Here is a 22,993-nt window from a genome sequence, read left to right as displayed (position 1 = left end):
ATATATCTAATTAGATAATTATCTAACTATAAGGAATGATGAAAATGCAACTGGATCGGCTTGTTTCATTTTACAAGGCTATGGGGGACCCAACCCGCATCAGGATAACCGCCTTGCTATCTGTGGGCCCTTTGCATGGCCAGGCTATTGCAGGCAAGCTTGGGCTTACTCCTCCCACCATTACACACCATTTGAAAAAGCTGCGTGAGGTGGGAATCGTTAATGAACGGCGCGATAAAAATACCATCTATTTTAATTTAAATGAATCAACAATCAAGCAGCATGCCAAGGTGTTGTCACAACTATTGGAGAAAAAAGGGGAGGAACTGGCAGAAATGGTTGATACGAGTCTTGAAAAACAGAAGGTTATTACTAATTTCTTCACCAAGGAGGGGAAACTGAAAAGTATTCCTGCACAGCGGAAGAAAAAGCTGTTTGTTTTTGAGCATATTGTGCAGGGGTTGGAAAAAGGCCGGAAATACAAAGAAAAGGAACTAAATGAATACATTAAAAAGTTTCATGAGGACTATGCCACTATAAGAAGGGAATTTATCATAAACCACTTTATGTATAGAGAGAACAGCATCTATGAATTAAACCCTGAGGAGATGTGGGCGAAATAGACACTCTACTCGTAGAACAAGCAGATGCCCAATAGGTGTAATGGCCTTGTCGATTTAAAGCGAAACGGAGAATGTTTTGTCTTGTTTTGCGATTCTATTTACTTTGTCCCAAATCGCTGGCATAATTTTTTTGATGCGGCATAACAAAGAGGCAATATAAAGTAAATTAGAGACAATTGGAGGAAGGTTAGAAGTGTTAGAAGTTAGCTGGAGACCTGACATAATGATGGGTGAGATACAGGCTAAACGTAAACTGATGATTGAGTCCGCTAATGTGAGCGGATTTACCAGTGAAAACACCATTCGATATAGCCAGGAACTTGATGAATTGATTGTAGCTTATCAAAAAGTCAGGAATAGGATGCAAAACCCCGGCAAGGAGTTTGGGGATATAACCGGGAGCTGGAACCAGGAAATTGGCTTTGCCCTTTCGTCAAGGCTGAATACTCAAAACAGCTTCTGAAAAAGTAAATAGTAATAGTTGAGGACTCTGCAGGGTTTGCAGGGTCCTTTTAATTAGTAAATAAATTTATATCTAATTTGCATCTAACCCACATAAAAATTATTAATAACTGGGTTTATGTGTGACATATATCATTGTATAGATTTAAATATTTTTTATAGTTAAAGTATCGGCAATTTTCTCTTTATTCCTCATGGCCAAGTTATAATTTTTTCCACTACAACATGTTAAAACCTGCACAATTTGTATTTCCTTAAGCAGCATCCGCCTTAGTAATCAAGTTTTACATCCTTATGTGGTACTATGCTTGTCTTACGGTTCATATATCGTAATACATGCAATTTTATATTAAAAATGGAAAGCGTTTTCATCTTTTAGGAAGGGAAGGAAGTACATGCATATTGTTGTCTGTGTGAAGCAAGTGCCTGATACAAAAATCATTAAGATTAACCCGAAGACAAACACGCTTGATCGAAGGAGTGCCCCAGCTATCCTTAATCCTTACGACGCACATGCTGTCCAGGAAGCGGTGAAGATCAGGAAATTGACCGGGGGGACAATATCCGTTCTGTCAATGGGGCCGCCGCAAGCGACATCTGTTATAAAACGCAGTGTTGAAATTGGCGCTGACAGGGGCTATTTAATATCGGACCGTGCATTTGCCGGTGCGGACACATTGGCTACAAGCTATGCCCTATCAAAAGCACTCGAAAAAATCAGCAAGGAACTGCCCATTGATCTGATCATTTGCGGCAAGCATGCCATTGACGGCGATACAGGCCAGGTAGGTCCTGGAATCGCAAGGAGACTTGATATCCCGCCTGTTACAAATGTCATTGAAGTTCCTGAAGTGAATTTGAAGGAAAAAACGATTTTATTGAAAAGGAAACAGACAAAGGGGCATGAATTGATTCAGGCTCAGCTCCCGTGCCTCCTGACAGTTGAAAAAGAAATCAATGAAATAGAGTATTCACCGCTGCCAAATATGATTAGAGCAGCCAGATATGAGCCTGTCATTTGGGCAGTCAGTGATTTTGAACACGTTGACCGGACACAATTGGGGCTTAAAGGATCACCCACCATTGTCGGAAAAATGTTCACACCGCCAAAGCCGGACGGCGGCAAGAAACTTGAAGGCACTCCCGATGCTCAGGTCAGTGAACTTATGAGCTTGCTGATGGAGAAGAAAGATTTGCTGATGCCTACTGCCGCAAATTAAAACACCGAATGGGATAGGAGGATTGTGATGAATTTAGATGATTATAGAGGAGTTTGGGTTTTTATAGAAGCAGCAGACGGGCATATTGAGGGAGTTTCCCTGGAGCTGCTCGGAGCAGGAAGGAAACTGGCTGATAAACTCGAAGTACCGCTTGCAGGGGTTTTACTTGGGGAAGGGGTAAAATCGCTCTCCCGAGTGGTGGTTGCACATGGAGCAGATGAAGTGTATGTGATTGACCACCCTGTCCTGAAACATTATCGTACGGAATCATTCATGAAGGGCGTCATCATGCTTGCTGAAAAATACAAGCCGGAAATTTTTCTTTACGGAGCTACGCCAAACGGGAAGGACCTTGCCAGCGCTGTGGCTACGGATTTGAATACAGGGCTCACAGCGGATACAACGATGCTTGATGTAGACCTCTCGAACAGGCTTCTCGAGGCTAGCCGGCCTGCTTTCGGAGGCAATATTATGGCAACCATTCTTTGTAAAAAACATAGGCCGCAGATGGCAACTGTAAGGCCGAAGGTAATGAAGGCGCTAGAACCTGATTCTTCTAGGCCGGGCCGGATCATTGAAGAAAAGATTAATTTGTCTGAAGAAGAAATGCGGACAAAAGTGCTTAAAATTGTGAATGACATAACAAATAATGCAAACCTCGCAGATGCCCATGTCATCGTTTGCGGCGGCAAGGGAATGGGAGATTACCAGAACTTCCAGATGCTATACGAGCTCGCGGATACGATAGGCGCGACCGTCGGCGGAACAAGGGATGTCGTCGAAGCAGGCTGGCTCCCGCATTCACTGCAAATAGGCCAGACGGGGGAAACCGTAACGCCTAAAATCTATTTTGCGATTGGCGTTTCGGGTGCAATCCAGCATGTGGTAGGAATGAAGAACTCCGAGGTGATTATTGCAATCAACAAGGACCCGAATGCACCAATTTTTGATGTGGCCACTTACGGAATTGTAGGGGACGCACTTGAGATTGTTCCTAAACTGACTGAGCAATTTAAACAGATCCGGAATCAAAAGGGCGGTGAAATCAGTTATGCCTGAAAAGTTTGATGTAATCGTAGTCGGCGCCGGCCCAGCGGGTACTGCTTGTGCGTTAGTCTGTGCTAAAGGCGGCCTGAATGTATTGCTGATTGAACGGGGTGAGTATCCTGGTGCTAAAAACGTCATGGGCGGCGTGCTGTATAGGAAGCAAACAGAAGAGCTGATTCCTGAATTTTGGAAGGAGGCTCCGCTTGAGCGCCCTGTCGTTGAGCAAAGGTTCTGGATGATGGATAAGGAATCAGTTGTTTCCTTTGGATATAAGGGCCTTGAATGGGCCCAGGAGCCTTACAATAATTTTACAGTTTTGCGGGCCCAATTCGATCAATGGTTTGCCCAGAAGGCTGTCGAACAGGGAACTTTGCTAATCAATGAAACAGTTGTAACAGAGTGCATTGTTGAAAACGGTAAAGTGGTCGGTGTCCGAACAGACAGGCCGGACGGGGATGTGTACGCAGACGTGGTCGTCCTTGCTGACGGTGTTAACTCGCTGCTCGGAAAGCAGCTTGGCTTCCATAAGGAATTCCGCCCGGATGAAGTGGCATTGACTGTTATGGAAGTGATCAATCTTCCAAAAGATAAGATAAATGACCGCTTTAATCTTGAAGGCAACCAAGGCTGTACAATCGAAATCTTCGGAGATTCTACTAAAGGAAATCTCGGAACTGCTTTCTTGTATACAAATAAGGATAGCCTCAACATTGGTGTAGGGACTACGTTATCAAGCATGATTAAAGCAAAATTAAAACCGTATGACCTGCTGGATTACCTTAAGACACATCCGATGGTCAGGCCGATGCTAGAAGGCGGGGAATCCGCGGAGTATCTTGCTCACTTGATTCCGGAAGGCGGCTTTAGGTCGGTTCCGAAGGTAGCAGGCAATGGTGTGGTCGTAATAGGGGACGCTGCCCAGCTGGTCAATGCCATCCATCGCGAGGGGTCAAATATGGCGATGTATTCAGGAAAGTTGGCTGCTGAGGCAATTATCCAGGCGAAAGCCCGCGATAATTATAGCGAGGCAAGCTTGAATAGCTACCGTGACGCCCTGTATGGAAGCTTTATTATGAAGGACTTGGAAAAGTACAAGGATGCGGCGCATACATTTGAAAAGTACCCGCAATATTTTAAGGAATATGTACCAATGATGAACCAGGCGATGAGCAAATTCTTCACAGTTGATGGTACCCCTAAACGCGACAAGCAAAAAGAAATCATGAAGAGCATCACCAGTGAACGCGGTACGTTCAAGGTGCTTCAGGATGTCTATCGTGCATGGAAGGCGGTGAAATAATGTCAACTAAAACACTCGAAGAAAAACAATATCTGCTTCGCTTCAAATGTGATACAAAATCCCATTTGACCGTTTTGGACACAGACATTTGTGCGACAAAATGCCCGGATAAACTATGTACCGTATTCTGCCCTGCCGAGGTGTATAAGTGGGAAGGGACACGGATGCAGGTAGGCTATGAAGGCTGCCATGAATGCGGCAGCTGCCGGATTGGCTGCCCATACCAAAATATTAAATGGGAATACCCAAAGGGCGGCCACGGAATTGTCTTTAGGCTCGCATAGAAATTTGAATAGAAGTTATGACAAGAGCTGTCCATTTGGGCAGCTTTTCTTTGTAAGATAAGGTTCTTGGTTAACCTTAAACAGTGTCAATTTAAATTAGTCTTAAAATAGTGGACTGTGTCCCTCGTGTTTACCGACGGTAATGCGCGAACAACGGTTTAGTGGACAAATGGGCTCGTGACGAGCGCCGATTAATCTACGAACAACGGTTTAGTGGACAAATGGACTCGTGTCTGGCGTTGATTAAATTGAACGAACTTTTAACAGGACACTTTGTCTCGCTTTCTGTCTCCGCTGATCGTCAAATAATGGAGAAAAAGATTTGAATTTTAAATTGGGAGTGTTTACACTATTTTCAAGCTATGTATAGGAATTCACAATGGAGGTTAAAAGAGGTGAAGCATGAAGGGGAAAACACTGAGGGTTTAACTTATTTTTGTATTTTGTTCCATTGTACAAAGCTGGTCGTTACTTCCACATTGCTGATAACGCTGGGCAAGTTCAATTGCGGACTCAAGTGTATCGAACAAAGACGATGTGTAATAAGGCATCTCCCAATTAAAGGCGCCGTCAGCATCCGCTGTATAAACAACAACCTTCCAATGGCAATAATCTTCCGGAAGCTCAATTTTTTCCTCTTGCAGGGCAATCAGCCAATGGGTGGATTCAGTACCTCCAAAGCATGTGTCTTTTAAGATGGCTGAATCATTAGCGCCAATCTGCATCATTGCAGTTGGGTAAAACTCTCTGTAATATGGAAAATTCATCCTCGTCCCTCCCTTTAAGGTCTTACCTAAATTATATGTGCTGTCCTTATAGAAATGTTTAAGAAAATGTTAAAGTTTTTTGAAAATTTCACTCGAACAGGGTATTTGTGACGTTTTTCTGTCTAGTGACGTTCATCACAACAGATGCATACTGAGCCGCTTATACTAAAATCAAATCAAAACACTATGTAGGAAGGGGTAAATAAAATGAGCGGGTGTATGAGTGCATTAAGAGGTATGGGAACAGTTGAATTGTGTGAGGGATTGGAGCAATTGAAAAATGAGCATCCTCCTCTACTGGCCCAACTTGAAGGGTTACTAAAGCTGGTTAATCTGATTGAAGCGGAAGTTGAGGTTCAAGAAAACTTCAAAGGATTAACAAGTAAGACCCAGGAATTTATTTCCGATCTTGGCCCTCATTCGGACAGGGAAGAGGGTGTCTTGTTTGAAATGATGGAACAGTATATTGGCCGTACTTCAGGGCCGATTGCTGTCATGGAATACGAGCATGACCGGGCTAAAGCACTGATTGGCAATTATCTTGCTGCAACAGGGAATGAGGATAAAAATTTTACGATTGAAGAAATCATAGTACTTGCCAATAAAATCAAAGAAGCATACTATACTTTGACAGAGCATTTTGCCAAGGAAGAAAATGTACTGTTCCCAATGGCACAGCGGATGCTCTCGGAAGATGAAAAGTCCGAACTTCATCGCCGCATCCAGGAAATTTAGAAGGATTACCCTAATAAAATAGCGAAACTAAAGGATGGGCCTGCCAGGTGACTGGTTAGCTACCATCCTTTTTTGTTGCAACGTATTGCTAAAATCTAATGTACTGCCATTTCACGCCCTTGGCAACATTTCACATAAGTAGAGGATGAAACGATGTCAATACAGACTATGGTTCCCGAGGAAAACCACTCAATTAACAAAAAAATTAAAAGAATTTTTAATATTTCCTTTGAAAGAAATCAGATATCTCGAGTGATTCTATATCTGGCAATTCCCACAACTATTTGGCCGATTTGGCTTTCAATATGCTGCACAGGATTACATGCTTCAGGGGCAGTCAATCAGATTTTTTTGACAAACTCTGATTTCAGCTTCATTGGCCCGAAGCCTTCGATTTTACAATCTATGTCGTGGTCTCCGTCTATTAGGCGGATGTTTTTCACTTTTGTTCCTTGCTTCAATACAGATGAGCTGCCTTTTACTTTAAGGTCTTTGATCACAGAAACAGTGTCCCCGTCCTGCAGAATGTTTCCATTCGCATCCTTGAATACCTTTTCTTCATTTTCTTCCGCTTCGGATTCAAGTGTCCATTCATGTCCGCATTCCGGGCAAACAAGCATTGGGCTATCTTCGTATGTATATTCAGAATTGCATTTCGGGCAGTTAGGCAGTTTATCCATCAATCTTTTCCTCCATATTCATTCTTTTCTATTATTGGAACGGGCTTAACATCTAAAATTATATATGATTTACAGGTAACAAACACCCACCTTTTTTTAGCAGCAAGGATTCAGTCCATCGATCCATGTTATTTTTTCAATAGAAGGCAAAAGTATATTGGCATTCTCAATTAAATAATAAATTGTAGTATTTCTATTCCATAATTGATCCCGAATTATATGAAGTGTTATTGAATTCCCTTTAAAATAATTTGTGCACTGCAGGTGAAGTACTGAAGTATTCTGCTTACTTTCGCTTCCTCGAACGGGAAGAAGTTGGCCAACTGGATATGGAGAAGTCCAGACATGGCCTAACAGTATATTTGAGAGAGTTTATTTTTATAGGAAGATTCTAGAATTCAAAAGGGTTCGGAATGAGACCATCCCAAACCCCCTCTTTGTCTGTTAACTTAGGCATAGTCGACAAACCTTTTAAAATAATTTAATTCACGTTTCATTGCGACACAGTTTCATCTGGCGGCAATAACAGCGAGATTAGCCCCAATAAAGGCAGGAACCCTAACGCTGTAATCATTTCCTTCAAGCCTGCCCAATCGGCAGCATATCCGAGTCCTACTGATCCAATCGCGCCCATTCCAAAAGCAAGGCCGACAGTTAGACCAGACATGAGGCCGATTTTCCCCGGGACAAGTTCTTGGGCGTAGACGACTGTGACAGAAAAGCTCGTCATTAAAATGAATCCATTAATTAGCAGGCATAGGAAGGCAGCCAATGGAGGCAGAAATGGAATAGCGATTGAAAAAGGGACAGCCGCAAGCATAGACCCGGCTATCACCTTTTTTCTCCCGAAACGGTCAGCAAGCGGGCCGCCGAAAAATGTACCTATAGCACCAGCTACCAGAAATGAGAAAAGCAGATACTGGGCTTCCTGAATCGAGAATCCATATTTCTCAATTGCAAAAAACGCATAGAAATTCGTAACTCCAGAAATATACCAGGAACGCGCAAAAATTAGCAGCAGGATAAACAATAAAGCAAGCTTTACAGTTCTAGACAGGGGCTTGGAATGAACCTCAGCCCGTTTTTTTCCGCCCAATGCCCTTTTTGCGCTTTCAAGTCTGCCTGTATACCACCGTGCAATATAAACGAGCAGAAGGACAGCGAGTCCGGCGACAATAGCAAACCAGGCAGCCCCCTTTTGCCCGAAAGGCACCAGCACGAGAGCGGTTATCAAAGGGGCCAGGGCTTGCCCGGAATTTCCGCCTACCTGATAGATTGATTGGGCAAGACCTCTTCTCGGTCCGGCAGCCATGTATGCGACCCTTGATCCTTCCGGATGGAAGACAGCAGAACCAATCCCTATAAAGATGACCGAAAGTATTATTAGCGCAAAGTTTGGTGCAAAGGCAAGCCCCAGGACACCCGCCATTGAAGAGGCTAACCCTATCGGAAGCGCGTACGGAAGGGGCCTCTTATCAGTAGCCTGCCCGACAACAGGCTGCATAACAGAGGAAATCATATTAAGGGAAAAGGCGATTAGCCCAAGCTGTGTAAAACTTAAGCCAAGTGACTTCTCCAGGATTGGAAACATAGCAGGTACAACCGACTGAATTGCATCATTCAATAAATGGCAAATGCTAATAACGAATAAAATTCTGTAAGTAGTCGCCTCGGGGGCAGTTTGTCTCTTAACGGCAGATGCAGCCTGTGTAGTCATGATATACCGAACTCCTCTGTCTAATTCTATAACTATAGAATAATCCTAAAATCACAAAGATGGAATAACTGTTTATTTGCTAATAGGCAAGTATAGGTCTATACAATTCTAACAAATAAGAACAACTATGGCATTCGCCGACAATTCTGGGTGATGCCAGTTTTTCTACTACCGTGATTTGACAGTACAAGTCAAATTTATTATAATTATCTTGAATTCGAGATACGTACATTAAACAACAAAGGATGATTATAATGGAAAAAGACTCTGTTGCACAATCGCTGAAGCTATATATTGTTCTATCAAGGGCCTTTAAAGCAATTAACGAGCAAGTAAACAAGCTTATCCAAGAGAATGGATTAAATCCAACTGAATTTGCTGTTCTTGAACTTCTTTATCATAAAGGCGACCAGCCAATGCAGCAAATTGGAAGTAAAATCCTGATAGCGAGCGGAAGCATCACGTATGTAGTTGACAAATTGGAGCAAAAAGGGCTGCTTCAGCGCGTTGCCTGCCCTACTGACAGAAGGGTTACGTTTGCGCAAATCACAGATAAGGGTAAAAGTTTTATCGAAGAGGTATTCCCAAGCCATGAACAAAATATACACGAAATAATGTCACGTATTTCTGAGGAAGAGCGCAGCCAGGCCATCGACCTTTTGAAGAGATTGGGTATACCATCCGGGAAATACTAAGTATAGGCAAAAAGAGACGGCAGATATTTGATATTTGCCGTCTTTTTTGCCTTATCCTAAACTTCATCGCTAAGACTGTTATTTATCTTCCGAAGCGTACATTGGAATGTCCTTCAACAAAGTTATGAATACTATCTTATAGCAACGATTTTTTACGGCAATAACAGGAGATGCTATAATGGTTTCTGCAAGACTTTTCTGAATTTGAAGGAAAATGGATTGCTCATGTAGAAACTATAAGGATACTAAACAGAGAGAAGGGGACCAATTTGAAATTTGAGGAATATACATATGTCCGGCCGAATCTGGATGAAGCAAAGCAAACTTTCGAAGCGGCGCTGAATGAATTCATCAACTCCGATAGTGCTGACAGGCAAATTCGGGCGATGGACAGAATTAATGAATTGAGGAACAAGGTCAGTACAATGGTCACGCTAGTATCTGTGCGCCATTCCATTGATACCGAGGATGAGTTCTATAAAGCCGAACAAGATTTTATGGATGAAGTCGGGCCCGAGCTTGAAGGGCTTGTAACAAGGTATTATGAGGCACTGGTCAGTTCCAAGTTCAGGACGGAGCTTGAGAAGCGGTTCGGGCCACAGTTATTCGCATTAGCGGAGGCGCAGTTGAAAGTTTTCAAGCCGGAAATCATTCCTCTTTTACAAAAGGAAAATAAGCTTGTGACTGAATATACGAAGCTCATTGCTTCAGCAAAAATTGAATTTGAAGGGGAAGAACGCACTCTTGCACAACTGGATGCATTTATTGAGTCGGTTGACCGAAATACAAGAAAAAGCGCAAGCGAGGCGAAATTTGGATTCTTTAGCAGCAATGAGAAAAGCTTCGACCGCATCTATGATAATCTTGTAAAGGTTAGGACTGAAATTGCCCATAAACTTGGCTACAAGAACTTTGTGGAGCTAGCCTATTTCAGGATGTACCGAACCGATTACAATGCGGAGATGGTTGCTGGCTTCAGGAAGCAAGTAGAAGAGTATATTGTTCCCATTGCATCAAAGCTTAAATCCCGACAGCAAGAACGGATTGGTGTTGATAAACTTTATTATTATGATGAAGGGTTCAGCTATACTTCCGGTAACCCCGCGCCAAAAGGGAGCCCTGAATGGATTAATGAAAATGGGCAAAAAATGTACGATGAGCTGTCAGCTGAAACAGGAGAATTTTTTCGATTCATGAGGGAAAATAACCTAATGGACCTTGTCGCGAAAAAAGGCAAGGCTTCCGGAGGATACTGCACTTATATCGAAGATTACAAGGCACCGTTTATTTTCTCGAACTTTAATGGGACCTCCGGAGATATTGACGTTCTTACACATGAAGCGGGACACGCGTTCCAGGTGTATTCCAGCCGCCATTTCCAAGTCCCTGAATATTACTGGCCAACGTACGAGGCGTGTGAAATCCACTCGATGAGCATGGAATTTTTCACATGGCCATGGATGGAGCTTTTCTTCAAGGAAGATACTGAAAAATACAAGTTCCAGCATTTAAGTGATGCATTACTTTTCCTTCCGTATGGTGTTTCTGTCGATGAGTTCCAGCATTGGGTATATGAAAACCCTGAAGCTTCTCCGGAAGAAAGAAAAGCCCAATGGCGTAAGATTGAGAAGAAATATCAGCCTCACAAGGACTATGAGGAAAATGATTACCTGAATAGGGGCGGCTTCTGGCAGCGCCAGGGCCACATTTATAATTCTCCTTTCTACTACATTGATTATACGCTTGCCCAGATTTGTGCGTTCCAATTCTGGAAAAAATCCCAGGAGAACATGGAGGCAGCGTGGAAGGATTATCTCCACTTATGTTCGCTTGGAGGGAGCCAGTCATTCCTTGGGCTTGTCAAGGAAGCCGGCTTGATTTCCCCGTTCGAAGATGGCTGTGTACAATCCGTAGTCGGCGTAATTGAAAATTGGCTTGAATCAGTGGATGATAAGAAGCTTTAATAACTTTAAAAAGAAGCCAGGGAATGAAGTCCTGGCTTCTTTTTTGTTGCTTGAGATTCATTTCCTTGCCTTAATGCCAATTCATAGAATCCAATACTCTGCATACCAATAACAAGTTAAGGCCGCGGTCCTGTTCCGATACAGTTATCGCATGGTTTACAGCATCCTGTTTACTCTCCCAGATTGTATCCCAATAACCCCAGTTATCATTCTTGGAAAGTTTATCTGCGAACGCATCATACTTCTTAAAATAAATTTTAGTATTGCTATAGATTGTGTAGCCATCCGATCTGTCTTTGAAAATTTCTCTTGTTTCGTTTTGGTCAGGAACTTCCATTTCTTCCTTTAGAATTTCTCCATCCATAATGAAAGCCACTCGTTCATTGACAGAGATGGTTTTATAGCCCATTGGTATGACTTCCTTTATTTTGTGAAAACATGGGCCATTTAATGATAAATGTTCTGGATTCTCAGCAAGAAAAGAAAAACCGCTTGCATAAATAAAATATCTACCCTTCGCATTCATATCAAAAGGGTGCTTCTGGCTATCTAAGGGAAAAGGAAAAGATATTGGTGGTAGTTTATTTTTCATAAGGTATACCTCCAAATATGTTCTTCATTTGGTTTTGTCATTTTAGTTTATATGGAAATAATAAGCAAAACAAGGGGTGAATTGAAGGACATTTTCTTCAGAAGTGAAAAACAGCATGACAGTTGTTAAGGATAAAAAGCCCCTCACCAAAAGTGAAGGGCTTAATTCAGTATCTTTTGATTAGTTGACCTGGGCTTGAGATTGCACTCGTAATGAAATTTCATTTCCAGCCAAAACGACTTCGATTTCTTTTGTATCTGGCTCATCAAGGATCAGGTCAGCAATCCTATCTTCCAGTTGTTCCTGAATAACCCTTCTTAAAGGACGTGCCCCGAATGCCGGATGATAGCCAAGATCGGCCAGTTTGCCTTTAGCTTCCTGAGTAATAGTCAATGACAAGTTTTGTTCAGCAAGTGCTTCATTCAATTCTGCAATCATCAAATCGACAATTTGCAGGAGATGTTCTTTTTCAAGCTGTGTAAATTCAATAATGCTGTCAAAGCGGTTCAGGAATTCAGGTTTGAAGTATCCGCCAAGGGATTCCAGCAGACCGGTTTCCTTGCTTTGATTGCTGTTTCCAAACCCGACATGAATTGGCCTGAAGCCTGCTCCAGCGTTGGTAGTCATGATAATGACAGTATCCTTGAAGGAAACGGTGCGGCCCTGGCTGTCGGTCAAGCGTCCATCTTCCATGATTTGAAGGAACATGTGTTGTACATCAGGGTGGGCTTTTTCTATTTCATCAAGCAGGATGATGCTGTAAGGATTCCTGCGAACCTTCTCAGTCAGCTGGCCTGCTTCTTCAAAGCCTACATAACCTGGAGGTGATCCAATCAGCTTCGATACACTGTGTTTTTCCATGTATTCACTCATATCAAGCCTAATCATGGCATCCTTGGTACCGAAGAGTTCCTCCGCAAGTGTTTTTGTCAGTTCGGTTTTACCTACACCGGTTGGCCCTGCAAACAGGAATGAACCGATCGGGCGCTGCTTTGCTTTCAGCCCCGCACGGCTTCTGCGGATAGCCTTTGCAATCTTTTTAACAGCCTCTTCCTGTCCGATGACTTTCCGGGCAATTGAGTCTTCAAGGTTTTTCAGCTTTTTCTGTTCATCCTCTTGAAGCTTGCCGACTGGAATGCCTGTTTTCTTTTCAATGATTGCCTGGATATCGCTTACCCCGACAACAGGGCGGTTGGTTGGTTTAGCGTCAATGAGCATTTTCTCAAGCTTAGCTTCCTCGTCACGGAGTTCAGCTGCGCGTTCATAATTCTCTTCATTTAATGCCTTTTCTTTCTCAAAAGCAATTGCTTTAAGTTTCGCATCAATATCCTCTTTTGAAGAAATACTTCCTGATACAAGGTTTAGTTTCGAGCCTGCTTCATCAAGAAGGTCAATGGCTTTATCAGGCAGGAACCTATCCTGGATGTAACGGTGTGACAACTGAACACAAGCACGAACCGCATCCTCAGAATATGCAACTTCATGGAACGCTTCATATTTAGGCTGGATGCCTTTCAAGATTTCAATTGCCGCTTCAACAGATGGTTCATGAACATGGATTGGCTGGAATCTTCGTTCAAGAGCGGCATCCTTTTCGATTTGGCGATATTCCTTTAGTGTTGTCGCACCAATAAGCTGCATTTCGCCGCGGGCAAGTGCCGGTTTCAGGATGTTGCCTGCATCCATTGATCCTTCTGCTGAGCCTGCACCGACCAGCAAATGAATTTCATCGATGAACAAAATAATGTTTTTTCTTTCCTGAAGTGCGGAAATCATCTGCTTCATGCGCTCTTCGAATTGTCCGCGGATGCCGGTATTGGAAACAAGCGATGCAACATCAAGCAAGTAAATTTCTTTATTTGCAAGTTTTGAAGGAACATTTCCCTCGACTATTTTTAAGGCAAGTCCTTCAGCTATTGCGGTTTTACCTACGCCTGGTGCCCCAATCAGGACGGGGTTATTTTTATTCCGTCTGTTCAAAATCTCAATAACCCGCTCAACTTCTTCATCACGGCCGATAATTGGATCGATTAGGCCGGCTTTGGCTGCCTGGTTCAAATTACGGCCATATTGGTCAAAGAACCCATTGCCGCTTTTTGCCTTTTTCGTTTGCTGCCCAGGAGTGAATCCTTGTGCGGGAATATCCTGGCCGCCAAAAGGCGGATAATTGAAGTTGAAGAAGGATGAAGGTGTACCAGAAGATGGCCCGAACGCACTTGCCATTGCCTGGCGTTCCTTTGTATAACAATCGTGGCATAATGTTAAATCTTTTCTTATGCCATTCACATTTAATTTAAGTTGGATTGTAGCTTCGTTATGTTTACATTGTTGGCAAAGCATACTATCTGCCTCCCCGAAAGTTTGATTTTGACTAACTTTGACCTTTCTGTTTCTTAGTATACTTTGACCTTCTTTGACATTCAAGTGTTTTGCTTAAAAAAACACATTAAAACTAGTGGCAATTGTTGGAAGGTTTTTATGATATAAAGTTTTGAAGTTAGGAATGGTTTGTCCTAATTCCCATATAGTTTAATGGGGAGGGATGTCTTCTTGAAACGAAATTGGACAGGGGCCTTCCAAATCGCCGCTGTATATGTCGGAACAGTCGTTGGGGCTGGATTTGCGACTGGAAGGGAAATAGTTGAATTTTTTACTCGCTACGGGTTTATTGGCTTCCTGGGGATTTTGGTGAGCGGCTATTTGCTTGTTGCAATGGGGTCAAAGTTGATGAGGCTGGCTGCCCATGCAAAAACAGAAACGTACGAAGAGTTTAATGAATATTTATTTGGTCCTTTTGCTGCCAAGGTCATCAATGTCCTAATGCTTTTAATGCTGCTAGGTGTCACATCTGTAATGATGTCCGGGGCAGGGGCAGTGTTCGAAGAGCAAATAGGAGTTTCAAGCCATTATGGAGTTTTGCTTACTATTGGATTATCCGTCATTGTGATGGCGGTTGGAACAAAGGGATTGTTTGCAGTTAATACATTCATTGTACCAGCGATGATAGCATTCAGTTTGTTCCTTATGGTTTTGACGCTCGGGAATCCTGGGGTGAAAGAGGCTTTTTTTCGATTGACTGAAGAAGGAGGAAGCTGGAGGAGTTTTATTTCTCCGTTTCTTTATATCGCCTTTAATTTGGGGCTTTCCCAGGCGGTTCTTGTCCCGATTGCTATGGAAGTGCGGGATGATTGGACAATAAAATGGGGCGGCATCATTGGTGGTGTTGCTTTGACACTGATCCTTATATCAAGCCATTTGACGCTTGTTATGCTCCCGGGCTATGAGCGATATGATATCCCAATGGCCGCTGTAATGAGAAAATTGGCAGCAGGTTTACATTGGATTTTTATCGGGATCGTTTATTCAGAAATTTTCACATCAGTGATAGGCAATATTTACGGGCTTGAGCGCCAATTAAGAAAATACATTCCTTTACATCCACTAGCAATAACAGCGGCCATATTTGCTGTCTCATATGGTGCAAGTCTTATCCATTACGGCACACTTCTTTCCATTTTATATCCCTTGTTCGGATATGTTAGCCTTGCTTTCCTTGTCCTTTTATGGAACAAGCCTCTTAAGGTCAATAAAAAGTAAGCTAAAAATCCGCCCCGGAAATCCAGGGCGGATGCTTTAATTTAGTGGCAAGAAAACAAATAACATTAAATCAAACACGAGATGGGAAACAATGACGAGAGGCATGCTTCTTTTCCAGGCATATAAAAGGCCCCATGCCAGTCCAGATACAAAAGCAGCAAACACAAGAATGAATTCATTCGAATAAATGTGGACAGATGCATACATAATCGAGGAGACAAAGATACTTGCTAGTGGAGAAATGCTTTTTAGCAGCCTCTTCTGGACATATCCCCTCCAAAATAATTCTTCGCCTGGTGCTGCTATCAGAATCAGGGCGATATAATGCCAAAATTGCTTTGGGGCAAACCAGCTATATAACTTGGAAATATTATCTCTAAAAGGTAAACCGAGTATATCGAACAGCATGTCTCCAACATAAAACAAACCAAAAAGAGCAAAACCTGAGATTAGTCCATAACCCATGTATTCACTAAAAGATATAGAATCATCGACATCTTCCTGCCAAATCGTCCAAATGGTTAAAAATAACAGCGATGCCGAGAATATGTACCAAAAAATATCTCTATCCTGAAATGTAAAAAAGAGTAGTAAATGAGCGAGTAAAAAACCTGTAAGCAGGCGGAAATCTATTTTTTCTAAAGGCATTAAAACGTCAGGCTCCTTTCTGCAATGAGCCTATTGTAACAAACTCTTCGGACTCATGAAAGACATACCATTAAGCAGTATCCCCTATACCCTCCTTAGCATGCAAGTTGGCAAACAATTTCAGGAGCAGTATAGTTGAGTCTAAGGAGGGTTTGTATGAAAAAAAGTGCACTAATCCTTGGAGCTACTGGGCTAGTTGGAAGAAAGCTCGTACATGTGTTGGCATCTATGGAGGAGTATTCGGAGCTGCGGCTTTTGTTGAGGAGGCCTGGAGGGTTTACCAGCCCAAAAGTGAAGGAATATGTCATTGACATGGACCAAATGGACATCCATAAGGAGATTTTCGAGGTGGATGACCTATTTTGCTGTCTTGGGACAACAATTAAAAAGGCTGGTTCGCAGGAAGCTTTCCGGAAAGTCGATTATAGCTATCCGGTTCAGGCGGCAAAACTGGGGCTCGAAAAAGGGGCGAAACAATTTCTGGTTATCTCCTCGATGGGGGCAAGCAAAGACTCCCGGTTTTTCTATAGCAGGGTTAAGGGAGAATTGGAAGAAACGTTAAGCGAATTTCCTTACGAAACTACATCTATTTTTCGGCCTTCCCTTTTGCTTGGGGAAAGGGAGGAATTCAGGGTTGGTGAAAAAATCGCGGAATGGATTACCCGTCCGTTTTCGGCGATTTTGTCTGGAAAACTTGTAAAATATGCACCTGTCCAGGGGCATATTGTAGCGAAAGCAATGGCCAAAACAGCACTCGAAACAAATAGAGGGTTACAGGTTATTGAATCTGATCAAATCGTCCGGCTTGGCAATATGGAAGTATAGTAACAAAACACATTGCGAGTAGTTGTTTGCAGAAAGCAGTTTGCCTGTAAATGATATCCTCATTTTTAGAGAACATAACGGAAACATTGAAGGAGAAGTTTTTTTAAAAGGTTGTTTTCGCAAACTTTGTTGCTATTAGATAGATGATAAGTAAACAGTTGATTGGAGCGGAAGGTGTGAGCTCGTTCGAAAATGCAAAAAACGCATTTTCTCCTGCGGTGCTTTTTCAGGAAGATTATTCAACGTCCTGCGGGACAAGCGGGACAGGTGAGACCCCGCAGTCGCTTTAGCGACGAGGAGGCTCACCGCCTGCCCCGCGGAAAGCGAGCATCCTCGTGACAGGCAAAAAGCGCCTGTCCCTGCGATGATTACTCTTGGGAGCTTCCCTTTGTGGAGCGGAAATCAACAACAATAAAAAACAAAATCTTTTAGAAAACAGGTTTTTAAAATGAGAGAGGGTACCCGGAATATGCTTTGGGATACCCTCTGCTTATCTATTAATTTGCGCTTTCTTTAATAACTTTGTAGTTTTTATGGTTAATGACAGTACGCTGGTCCAACTCTAAATCCCGGTAATTGTCCATATAAGTGAGGTCGACGATTACTGAGTTTTCATTAACCTTTTCTACAATACCTTGAAGTCCTCCGCGGAATTCAATCACATTTCCCACTTCTGCTCTTTTCAACTGTCTCTCTCCTTTTGCTCCCGTTTTAACTGGCATACGTTCTGACAGGTTTTTTCCATGTCAGATAGTAAATGCTTTCTTTCTATAAGATTTTAATAACAGTTTGCACTAAAAATATTAAAACGTAAAGGCTTTCTTTTTTAAATAATATGAATTTTTTGATGATGAGGCCATTAAGGTAATAAATATGCTCGCATAACCAGCATAATAACAATGTTCGTACAAAAAAAAGTCTTTCTAATACCTATCTTTCTTTGAAAATTCCCCGGAATTATCGGAGACTGGACAGATATCCTGCGGAGGATTATTATTCGTTTAAAGAAAGGGGAAGATGGCAGTATGAACGAAAAGGAAATAAATGAAATTCTAGATCAGCTTCGTGATGGAGTTCTCACCGAGTATTATGTAACCAAAGAGGATTTTTTGCCATTTAGAACTGTATTGGTACATAGGCAGGACTTTAAGCATTTCCGTGGAATAGCCCAGCGCGGTGGAGATGTGATTTATGAATATGTTAGCGAAGCTCGAAGCTAACGCTTAACATGACGATAATTTATATGGCAATCTTGAGAAGAATAACTGAAAACTGTAAAATTGTAGTTATAGAAATTTTGGGAAAACTTACTTTATATGGGCTGTGCTGCCAGTGATAGCTCGAAATCCGGCTGTAGAAGGAATATGCTTTAACTCGGTTCCCGATTCTTAGGGAATGAAGGATGAAGGAGGGGACATTTTGAGATTTGCAGGGAAGACCGTCATTGTTACCGGTTCTGCAAACGGTATTGGCAAGGGGATTGCCCGAATGTTTGCAGAGGAAGGTGCTGATCTTGTATTAGCAGATATAGATGGAAAAACAGGCATGGAGTTAGCAAAGGAATTAACACGAAATCAAGGAAAAGCTGTTTTTCTGGAAACAGATGTTAAAGAAGCAAGCAGCATTTCCATCCTTGTAGAAAAGACAGTTCGCCAGTTTGGAAAAATTGACATCTTAATTAATAATGCAGGAATATCCAGTTTCGGCAGCTTTTTTGAGTTAACTGTTGAAGAATGGGATGAGGTCATTAACACAAACCTCCGTAGTGTTTTCTTATGCTCACAGGCAGTCGCCCGGGTGATGAAGGACAAAGGAGGAGGTAAAATCATTAACATTGCTTCAACGAGGGCTTTCATGTCTGAACCTGACACTGAAGCATATTCGGCTTCAAAAGGCGGGATTGTAGCCTTGACACACGCCCTTGCCAGGACACTTGGCGTATATGGAATTACAGTCAATTCAATTAGTCCCGGCTGGATTGAAACTAGTAACTATCAGGCCCTGTCAGAACGCGACCATAACCAGCATGTAAGTGGACGGGTTGGAAAGCCTGAAGATATAGCTCGTGCCTGCCTCTTTCTGTCAGACCCATTAAATGATTTCATTACAGGAGAGAATTTGATGATTGACGGAGGCATGACAAAAAAGATGATGTATGAAGAGTAGAAAAAAACATACATATAGCAGGAATATATAGGAGTGGGGATATGGGAGCTCAAGAGGCAATGCAGAAACTAAACAATGAAATAGGGAAACACTTGGTAGGCAAAGAACGCGAAATCGAGATGATGTTTATTTCACTTTTGTTTAATGGCCATACTCTGCTGGAAAGCGTGCCGGGAACAGGCAAAACGATGCTTGCAAAGAAGTTTTCAGAAGCAGTTGGAGGAAGCTTTTCGAGGATCCAGTTTACACCTGATGTCCTGCCGGGAGATATAACAGGCATACAGTTTTTTAATCCCAAAAAGCAGGAATTTGAATTACTGCCCGGGCCAATTATGGCAAATATCGTCCTTGCAGATGAAATCAATAGGGCTACACCGCGGACACAATCTAGTCTTCTTGAAGCGATGGAGGAACTTCAAGTAACAATTGATGGCCATACCATTCCTCTTGAAAAACCATTTATGGTCATTGCAACCCAAAATCCGGTAGAATCACAGCAGGGGACCTTTCCCCTCCCTGTTGCCCAGATGGATAGGTTTTTTATTAAGCTGAGTGCTAGTTACCCCGCCTTGGAAGAGGAAAAGCGGATCATGAAGATTAGCCGGGAAGAATCGGCAGGGGCTCCAGCTGAAACGGTCCTTACCGGCGAGGAAATCGCCTCCATGTCCCTAAAGGCTAAAGCTGTTCGGATTGAAGAGGATGTGGAAACGTATATCCTTGGCTTAACAAGGCTTACCAGGGAGCATCCTCTGATTGAACTGGGGGTAAGCCCAAGGGGGACGCTCGCATTGATGAGAGCTTCTCAAGGAAAAGCCTATGTCTCCGGCCGTCATTTCGTTACACCCGATGATGTGAAAGCTGTTGCCCCATACGTGTTGGGACATCGTATCTTCCTGACCACAGAAGGAGCAATGACAAAGTCGCATGAGGCGGTCATTTTAGACATTCTGAACAGTGTACCAGTACCAGTTGAAGCGGGTGCGAATTAATGGCATGGGACAGGCATGCCTTCTTTGAAAAGAAAGCGTTTCTTATTCAAATTGCTTCAGTTTTCCTAATTCTCCTCTCCCTTTATATGAATTCCAAACTTATATTCTTTATTGGCACCATATCATATTCCATCATTACCTTTAACAAGGTATATGGAAGGCTGGCTGGGGAAGGATTGGGCGTGAAAATGGCAAGGCGCCGGGATCGTTTTTTCATTGATGAGGAAGGAAAATGGGAGCTGACGTTTCAAAATGCTGGCTGGCCAATCCTGAATGGAGAGGCCAGGATATATTTTGATGAGAATCTTGAACCTCTTTCAGGAGGATCCGAAATCCGTGTTCCGTTTTCAATCAGGAAGGGTGAGACGAGGAAACTGGAGGTGCCATTCATTGCACGCAGGAGGGGGCTTGCCAGAATCAGAAGCCTTGAAATTCATATTCCAAGTTATTTCGGTTTTGGAGCGGTCATTCTTGAGTATCGGCTGAGACTGGACCAGGAAGTGATTGTATATCCTGTTCGGAGGGATGTCCTGAATAAAAGGAATATACTATCAGATAAACCTGGTTCTTCTTATGCTCCTTCTTCCCTTTTTGAGGATATGCTTTCCCCCGCTGGCACAAGGGACTATATGTATTCAGACGGTTTCAAACGTATTCATTGGAAAGCCAGTGCAAGAACAGGCCGCCTCCAAACAAAGATATATGATCGAATTGCCGAAAAGGGAATCTTCCTGTCTATCAATGTTTCAAATGGCTATTTTGTAAGCAATGATTTCGAGGCATTATTAGAAAGTGCCGCAGATATAGCTCATTTCGCATATGCCAATCAAATTCCTCTATCAGTAAGCATGAACATCCGCAATTTTGGGGATGTGCCATTTAGCTACCTGCCCCCGGGAGATGGGCGTGAGCAGCTGCAAAAAGTTTACGAAATGCTTGCAATAGCCAGCCCAAATCATGCAACTTTACCTTATGAAAAAATGGTTGCATACCAGGCTGGCCACCTGCATATGCTTCCATGCCTCATCCACTTGGGGGCTTTGAATGGTGATTCAGCAAGCAGACTGGGTGAGGTCGAAGCAAACGGAATCCGGCTGCTGTTTCTGAAAATTAGCGGAGATCATGCCGAGCTGGCAAAAAGCAGTCCCTCGTTCGGAAGGAGTGTACTGCCGTGATAAGAAGTGTATTGGTGTTCAGCCTTGAGATTATTCTGGCATCCTTGCTGGTTTACCCGTATTTTGCTGACAATGAAGGGGCTGAAAGAATATTTCTTGTTCTCTCTGCTTACATAATCCTTCACGCTTTATATACGGTAATGCTAATCAATATCAGGGAGAAAGCTAAATTTCTTTTCTTTATTACAATCCTTCCTTGTGCGATGTTTGTTTCGTGGTTAGGAGAATTGACTCCAATCCTTGGAATTGCAATTGGTTTATTCATTTTTTGGAGAGGTACGGCGTTATTGGATCCTCCTTTAGAGGACCATGAAACAAAGCTGCTGTCGCTAACTCTGATTGCGTCAGTTCCGGCTGTGATTTTTTCAACCTTTAAAGGACAGGAAATTCTTCTTGCATCACTCATACTTGTTGGACTTCAGTTCCTCCTTGCACTAATTGGCCGTTTTATAATAAGTCTTAAGAGCGTCAATGGTGATGTCCGGCAAAAGTACGGATATATCGTCTTCTTTTTGAAAATGGCAGGGATACTTTTAGGAACAGGATTTCTTCTTGCTGTGTCTTTGGATCGAATCCAGGCGTTTTTTTTCTATATAATGGCATTGGTTGCCAGACTTTTAGGAATTATTGCTGCCCCTTATTTGAAGTGGGCTGAGGAGAAACGGTTTAAGGTAGTAAGTGATGACTCAGACTATATAAGTGGAACTGCTGCCGGAGACAATCGGTCTGATTTTGGTGAAACTGGCGGGAATCTAGCCTTAACAGAAATAGGCTTAATGATTCTTGTACTAGCTGCAATAGGTGTAGGGTTTTATTATTTACTCAAGAAGAGGCTGGTTATCTCCGCTAGTGATGAACGTTTCATCATGGCAGTTGTGGACGGTGAAAAAACCATAGCAAATCCGAGTGTTAAAAGAAAAATGTCCCCTCCAGCCAATGAGATAAGAAGAGAGTTTTTTATACTTGAGCGATATGCCCGGAAAGCAGGTTTTGCGAGACAGCCGTCCGAATCACTGGAGGAATGGCTGAATCGCCTCAATGCTCCTATAAATTCCAGAATTATCGCGATTTATGACCGGGTACGCTATGGGAACGAACAATTTACTCCCCTTGATCTGGAAGACTCCAAGTCAGAGATAAAGCGTATAAAAGACTATATTAAAGCGAAAAGAAAGCAATGGAAACGCATGGATAAAGATCATGTACAGGAGTAAATTCACCCGTTACCAGGCATTGCATACACTGCCTTTCCAATCAAGTACTATGTATCAGTTGAAATTTTAAAAAGATAGGCTGCTGCCTGATTTGTTGACTAATAAACATAAATTGTATAAGTTAATGAGGTTGAGGGATTGCACTATACTGCTGCCCGTTTCAGTGTTAGGGAAGGGTCGATTCCAACCATTTCCATGGTTTCGTAAAGCGAATAAGTGCCTGATATACCTGGCGGATGTCCAGTTTTTCTAAATGGCAAATGGGGAATAGTTGTTATAGAAGCAGATCACTC

General features: G+C 42.6%; 23 protein-coding genes. 16 read left to right on the top strand and 7 right to left on the bottom strand.

What is annotated here, in order from left to right:
- Positions 1-44 precede the first annotated feature (44 nt).
- The 6 genes from A8F94_RS13510 to A8F94_RS13485 all read left to right on the top strand — a co-directional run bounded on the left by A8F94_RS13510 (position 45) and on the right by A8F94_RS13485 (position 4,936).
- The gene (locus A8F94_RS13510) at positions 45-623 is read left to right on the top strand and encodes a DUF2087 domain-containing protein (RefSeq protein ID WP_066201262.1); all 579 of its coding nucleotides are present in this window, start codon (positions 45-47) and stop codon (positions 621-623) included.
- A gap of 193 nt (positions 624-816) precedes the next feature.
- A complete protein-coding gene (locus tag A8F94_RS13505) occupies positions 817-1,086 on the top strand; it encodes an aspartyl-phosphate phosphatase Spo0E family protein (RefSeq protein ID WP_254660855.1) in 270 nt (89 codons plus the stop codon).
- Between the two features lie 394 nt (positions 1,087-1,480).
- The gene (locus A8F94_RS13500; protein WP_066201257.1) at positions 1,481-2,305 is read left to right on the top strand and encodes an electron transfer flavoprotein subunit beta/FixA family protein; all 825 of its coding nucleotides are present in this window, start codon (positions 1,481-1,483) and stop codon (positions 2,303-2,305) included.
- Between the two features lie 27 nt (positions 2,306-2,332).
- The gene (locus tag A8F94_RS13495) at positions 2,333-3,364 is read left to right on the top strand and encodes an electron transfer flavoprotein subunit alpha/FixB family protein (RefSeq protein WP_066201255.1); all 1,032 of its coding nucleotides are present in this window, start codon (positions 2,333-2,335) and stop codon (positions 3,362-3,364) included.
- Positions 3,357-4,652, top strand: a complete 1,296-nt coding sequence (locus A8F94_RS13490) for an FAD-dependent oxidoreductase (protein ID WP_066201252.1) — start codon at positions 3,357-3,359, stop codon at positions 4,650-4,652. The genes A8F94_RS13495 and A8F94_RS13490 overlap by 8 nt, the downstream gene beginning before the upstream one ends.
- The gene (locus A8F94_RS13485; protein WP_066202419.1) at positions 4,652-4,936 is read left to right on the top strand and encodes a ferredoxin family protein; all 285 of its coding nucleotides are present in this window, start codon (positions 4,652-4,654) and stop codon (positions 4,934-4,936) included. Before A8F94_RS13490 ends, A8F94_RS13485 begins: the two co-directional genes overlap by 1 nt.
- A 425-nt stretch (positions 4,937-5,361) precedes the next feature.
- Here A8F94_RS13485 and A8F94_RS13480 read toward each other — a convergent pair whose 3' ends face one another.
- Positions 5,362-5,703, bottom strand: a complete 342-nt coding sequence (locus A8F94_RS13480) for a hypothetical protein (protein ID WP_066201249.1) — start codon at positions 5,701-5,703, stop codon at positions 5,362-5,364.
- Positions 5,704-5,910: 207 nt separating this feature from the next.
- Between A8F94_RS13480 and A8F94_RS13475 the strand changes: the two genes are divergently transcribed.
- A complete protein-coding gene (locus tag A8F94_RS13475; RefSeq protein ID WP_254660854.1) occupies positions 5,911-6,438 on the top strand; it encodes a hemerythrin domain-containing protein in 528 nt (175 codons plus the stop codon).
- 341 nt (positions 6,439-6,779) lie between these two features.
- On the opposite strand, the gene A8F94_RS13470 is transcribed toward A8F94_RS13475, so the two are convergent.
- Positions 6,780-7,118 carry a zinc ribbon domain-containing protein YjdM gene (locus A8F94_RS13470; protein WP_066201246.1) on the bottom strand — a complete coding sequence of 113 codons (339 nt, stop codon included), beginning with the start codon at positions 7,116-7,118 and terminating at the stop codon, positions 6,780-6,782.
- A gap of 493 nt (positions 7,119-7,611) precedes the next feature.
- Entirely contained in the window at positions 7,612-8,835 is a 1,224-nt protein-coding gene (locus A8F94_RS13465; RefSeq protein ID WP_066201243.1) for an MFS transporter, read from the bottom strand.
- 254 nt (positions 8,836-9,089) lie between these two features.
- On the opposite strand from A8F94_RS13465, the gene A8F94_RS13460 reads away from it, so the two are divergent.
- Positions 9,090-9,530 carry a MarR family winged helix-turn-helix transcriptional regulator gene (locus A8F94_RS13460; RefSeq protein WP_066201241.1) on the top strand — a complete coding sequence of 147 codons (441 nt, stop codon included), beginning with the start codon at positions 9,090-9,092 and terminating at the stop codon, positions 9,528-9,530.
- A 269-nt stretch (positions 9,531-9,799) separates the two neighbouring features.
- A complete protein-coding gene (locus A8F94_RS13455) occupies positions 9,800-11,494 on the top strand; it encodes a M3 family oligoendopeptidase (protein ID WP_066201239.1) in 1,695 nt (564 codons plus the stop codon).
- Between the two features lie 70 nt (positions 11,495-11,564).
- Here the strand turns inward: A8F94_RS13455 and A8F94_RS13450 are convergent, their stop codons facing one another.
- Both A8F94_RS13450 and A8F94_RS13445 read right to left on the bottom strand, forming a co-directional pair.
- Positions 11,565-12,086 carry a hypothetical protein gene (locus A8F94_RS13450; protein ID WP_066201236.1) on the bottom strand — a complete coding sequence of 174 codons (522 nt, stop codon included), beginning with the start codon at positions 12,084-12,086 and terminating at the stop codon, positions 11,565-11,567.
- A 180-nt stretch (positions 12,087-12,266) separates the two neighbouring features.
- Positions 12,267-14,426: an ATP-dependent Clp protease ATP-binding subunit gene (locus A8F94_RS13445; RefSeq protein ID WP_066201233.1), complete on the bottom strand. Its 2,160-nt coding sequence runs from the start codon at positions 14,424-14,426 to the stop codon at positions 12,267-12,269.
- A 210-nt stretch (positions 14,427-14,636) separates the two neighbouring features.
- Here A8F94_RS13445 and A8F94_RS13440 point away from each other — a divergent pair, with 210 nt between their 5' ends.
- The gene (locus A8F94_RS13440; RefSeq protein ID WP_066201230.1) at positions 14,637-15,683 is read left to right on the top strand and encodes a YkvI family membrane protein; all 1,047 of its coding nucleotides are present in this window, start codon (positions 14,637-14,639) and stop codon (positions 15,681-15,683) included.
- A gap of 36 nt (positions 15,684-15,719) precedes the next feature.
- Here the strand turns inward: A8F94_RS13440 and A8F94_RS13435 are convergent, their stop codons facing one another.
- On the bottom strand, positions 15,720-16,331 hold the full coding sequence (locus A8F94_RS13435) for a CPBP family intramembrane glutamic endopeptidase (protein WP_066201228.1): 612 nt from the start codon (positions 16,329-16,331) through the stop codon (positions 15,720-15,722).
- 156 nt (positions 16,332-16,487) lie between these two features.
- Here A8F94_RS13435 and A8F94_RS13430 point away from each other — a divergent pair, with 156 nt between their 5' ends.
- Positions 16,488-17,156 (top strand): oxidoreductase, encoded by a 669-nt coding sequence (locus A8F94_RS13430; RefSeq protein ID WP_066201225.1) that lies wholly within the window; start codon positions 16,488-16,490, stop codon positions 17,154-17,156.
- A gap of 497 nt (positions 17,157-17,653) precedes the next feature.
- On the opposite strand, the gene A8F94_RS13425 is transcribed toward A8F94_RS13430, so the two are convergent.
- On the bottom strand, positions 17,654-17,842 hold the full coding sequence (locus tag A8F94_RS13425; protein ID WP_066201222.1) for a YkvS family protein: 189 nt from the start codon (positions 17,840-17,842) through the stop codon (positions 17,654-17,656).
- Between the two features lie 339 nt (positions 17,843-18,181).
- On the opposite strand from A8F94_RS13425, the gene A8F94_RS13420 reads away from it, so the two are divergent.
- The 5 genes from A8F94_RS13420 to A8F94_RS13400 all read left to right on the top strand — a co-directional run bounded on the left by A8F94_RS13420 (position 18,182) and on the right by A8F94_RS13400 (position 22,700).
- Positions 18,182-18,376, top strand: a complete 195-nt coding sequence (locus tag A8F94_RS13420; RefSeq protein WP_066201219.1) for a hypothetical protein — start codon at positions 18,182-18,184, stop codon at positions 18,374-18,376.
- A 199-nt stretch (positions 18,377-18,575) separates the two neighbouring features.
- Positions 18,576-19,322 carry a glucose 1-dehydrogenase gene (locus A8F94_RS13415; RefSeq protein WP_441294194.1) on the top strand — a complete coding sequence of 249 codons (747 nt, stop codon included), beginning with the start codon at positions 18,576-18,578 and terminating at the stop codon, positions 19,320-19,322.
- Between the two features lie 41 nt (positions 19,323-19,363).
- On the top strand, positions 19,364-20,311 hold the full coding sequence (locus A8F94_RS13410) for an AAA family ATPase (protein ID WP_066201213.1): 948 nt from the start codon (positions 19,364-19,366) through the stop codon (positions 20,309-20,311).
- Positions 20,311-21,486, top strand: coding sequence for a DUF58 domain-containing protein (locus tag A8F94_RS13405; protein ID WP_066201211.1), 1,176 nt, complete (start codon positions 20,311-20,313; stop codon positions 21,484-21,486). The genes A8F94_RS13410 and A8F94_RS13405 overlap by 1 nt, the downstream gene beginning before the upstream one ends.
- Positions 21,483-22,700 carry a DUF4129 domain-containing protein gene (locus tag A8F94_RS13400; protein WP_066201208.1) on the top strand — a complete coding sequence of 406 codons (1,218 nt, stop codon included), beginning with the start codon at positions 21,483-21,485 and terminating at the stop codon, positions 22,698-22,700. The genes A8F94_RS13405 and A8F94_RS13400 overlap by 4 nt, the downstream gene beginning before the upstream one ends.
- The last annotated feature ends 293 nt before the right edge of the window (positions 22,701-22,993 follow it).

It is taken from the genome of Bacillus sp. FJAT-27225 (assembly GCF_001685025.1).
Lineage (GTDB): Bacteria > Bacillota > Bacilli > Bacillales > Cytobacillaceae > Bacillus_D.
This window is presented reverse-complemented; position numbering and strand designations above follow the sequence as displayed.

Excerpts from the sequence above, each read along its gene's own strand:
- A8F94_RS13410 (WP_066201213.1), top strand. The coding sequence starts at position 19,364 with ATGGGAGCTCAAGAGGCAATGCAGAAACTAAACAATGAAATAGGGAAA.
- A8F94_RS13490 (WP_066201252.1), top strand. The coding sequence starts at position 3,357 with ATGCCTGAAAAGTTTGATGTAATCGTAGTCGGCGCCGGCCCAGCGGGT.
- A8F94_RS13445 (WP_066201233.1), bottom strand. The coding sequence starts at position 14,426 with ATGCTTTGCCAACAATGTAAACATAACGAAGCTACAATCCAACTTAAA.
- A8F94_RS13405 (WP_066201211.1), top strand. The coding sequence starts at position 20,311 with ATGGCATGGGACAGGCATGCCTTCTTTGAAAAGAAAGCGTTTCTTATT.
- A8F94_RS13430 (WP_066201225.1), top strand. The coding sequence starts at position 16,488 with ATGAAAAAAAGTGCACTAATCCTTGGAGCTACTGGGCTAGTTGGAAGA.
- A8F94_RS13480 (WP_066201249.1), bottom strand. The coding sequence starts at position 5,703 with ATGAATTTTCCATATTACAGAGAGTTTTACCCAACTGCAATGATGCAG.
- A8F94_RS13475 (WP_254660854.1), top strand. The coding sequence starts at position 5,911 with ATGAGCGGGTGTATGAGTGCATTAAGAGGTATGGGAACAGTTGAATTG.
- A8F94_RS13420 (WP_066201219.1), top strand. The coding sequence starts at position 18,182 with ATGAACGAAAAGGAAATAAATGAAATTCTAGATCAGCTTCGTGATGGA.
- A8F94_RS13465 (WP_066201243.1), bottom strand. The coding sequence starts at position 8,835 with ATGACTACACAGGCTGCATCTGCCGTTAAGAGACAAACTGCCCCCGAG.
- A8F94_RS13510 (WP_066201262.1), top strand. The coding sequence starts at position 45 with ATGCAACTGGATCGGCTTGTTTCATTTTACAAGGCTATGGGGGACCCA.
- A8F94_RS13435 (WP_066201228.1), bottom strand. The coding sequence starts at position 16,331 with ATGCCTTTAGAAAAAATAGATTTCCGCCTGCTTACAGGTTTTTTACTC.
- A8F94_RS13495 (WP_066201255.1), top strand. The coding sequence starts at position 2,333 with ATGAATTTAGATGATTATAGAGGAGTTTGGGTTTTTATAGAAGCAGCA.
- A8F94_RS13485 (WP_066202419.1), top strand. The coding sequence starts at position 4,652 with ATGTCAACTAAAACACTCGAAGAAAAACAATATCTGCTTCGCTTCAAA.
- A8F94_RS13450 (WP_066201236.1), bottom strand. The coding sequence starts at position 12,086 with ATGAAAAATAAACTACCACCAATATCTTTTCCTTTTCCCTTAGATAGC.
- A8F94_RS13460 (WP_066201241.1), top strand. The coding sequence starts at position 9,090 with ATGGAAAAAGACTCTGTTGCACAATCGCTGAAGCTATATATTGTTCTA.
- A8F94_RS13470 (WP_066201246.1), bottom strand. The coding sequence starts at position 7,118 with ATGGATAAACTGCCTAACTGCCCGAAATGCAATTCTGAATATACATAC.
- A8F94_RS13500 (WP_066201257.1), top strand. The coding sequence starts at position 1,481 with ATGCATATTGTTGTCTGTGTGAAGCAAGTGCCTGATACAAAAATCATT.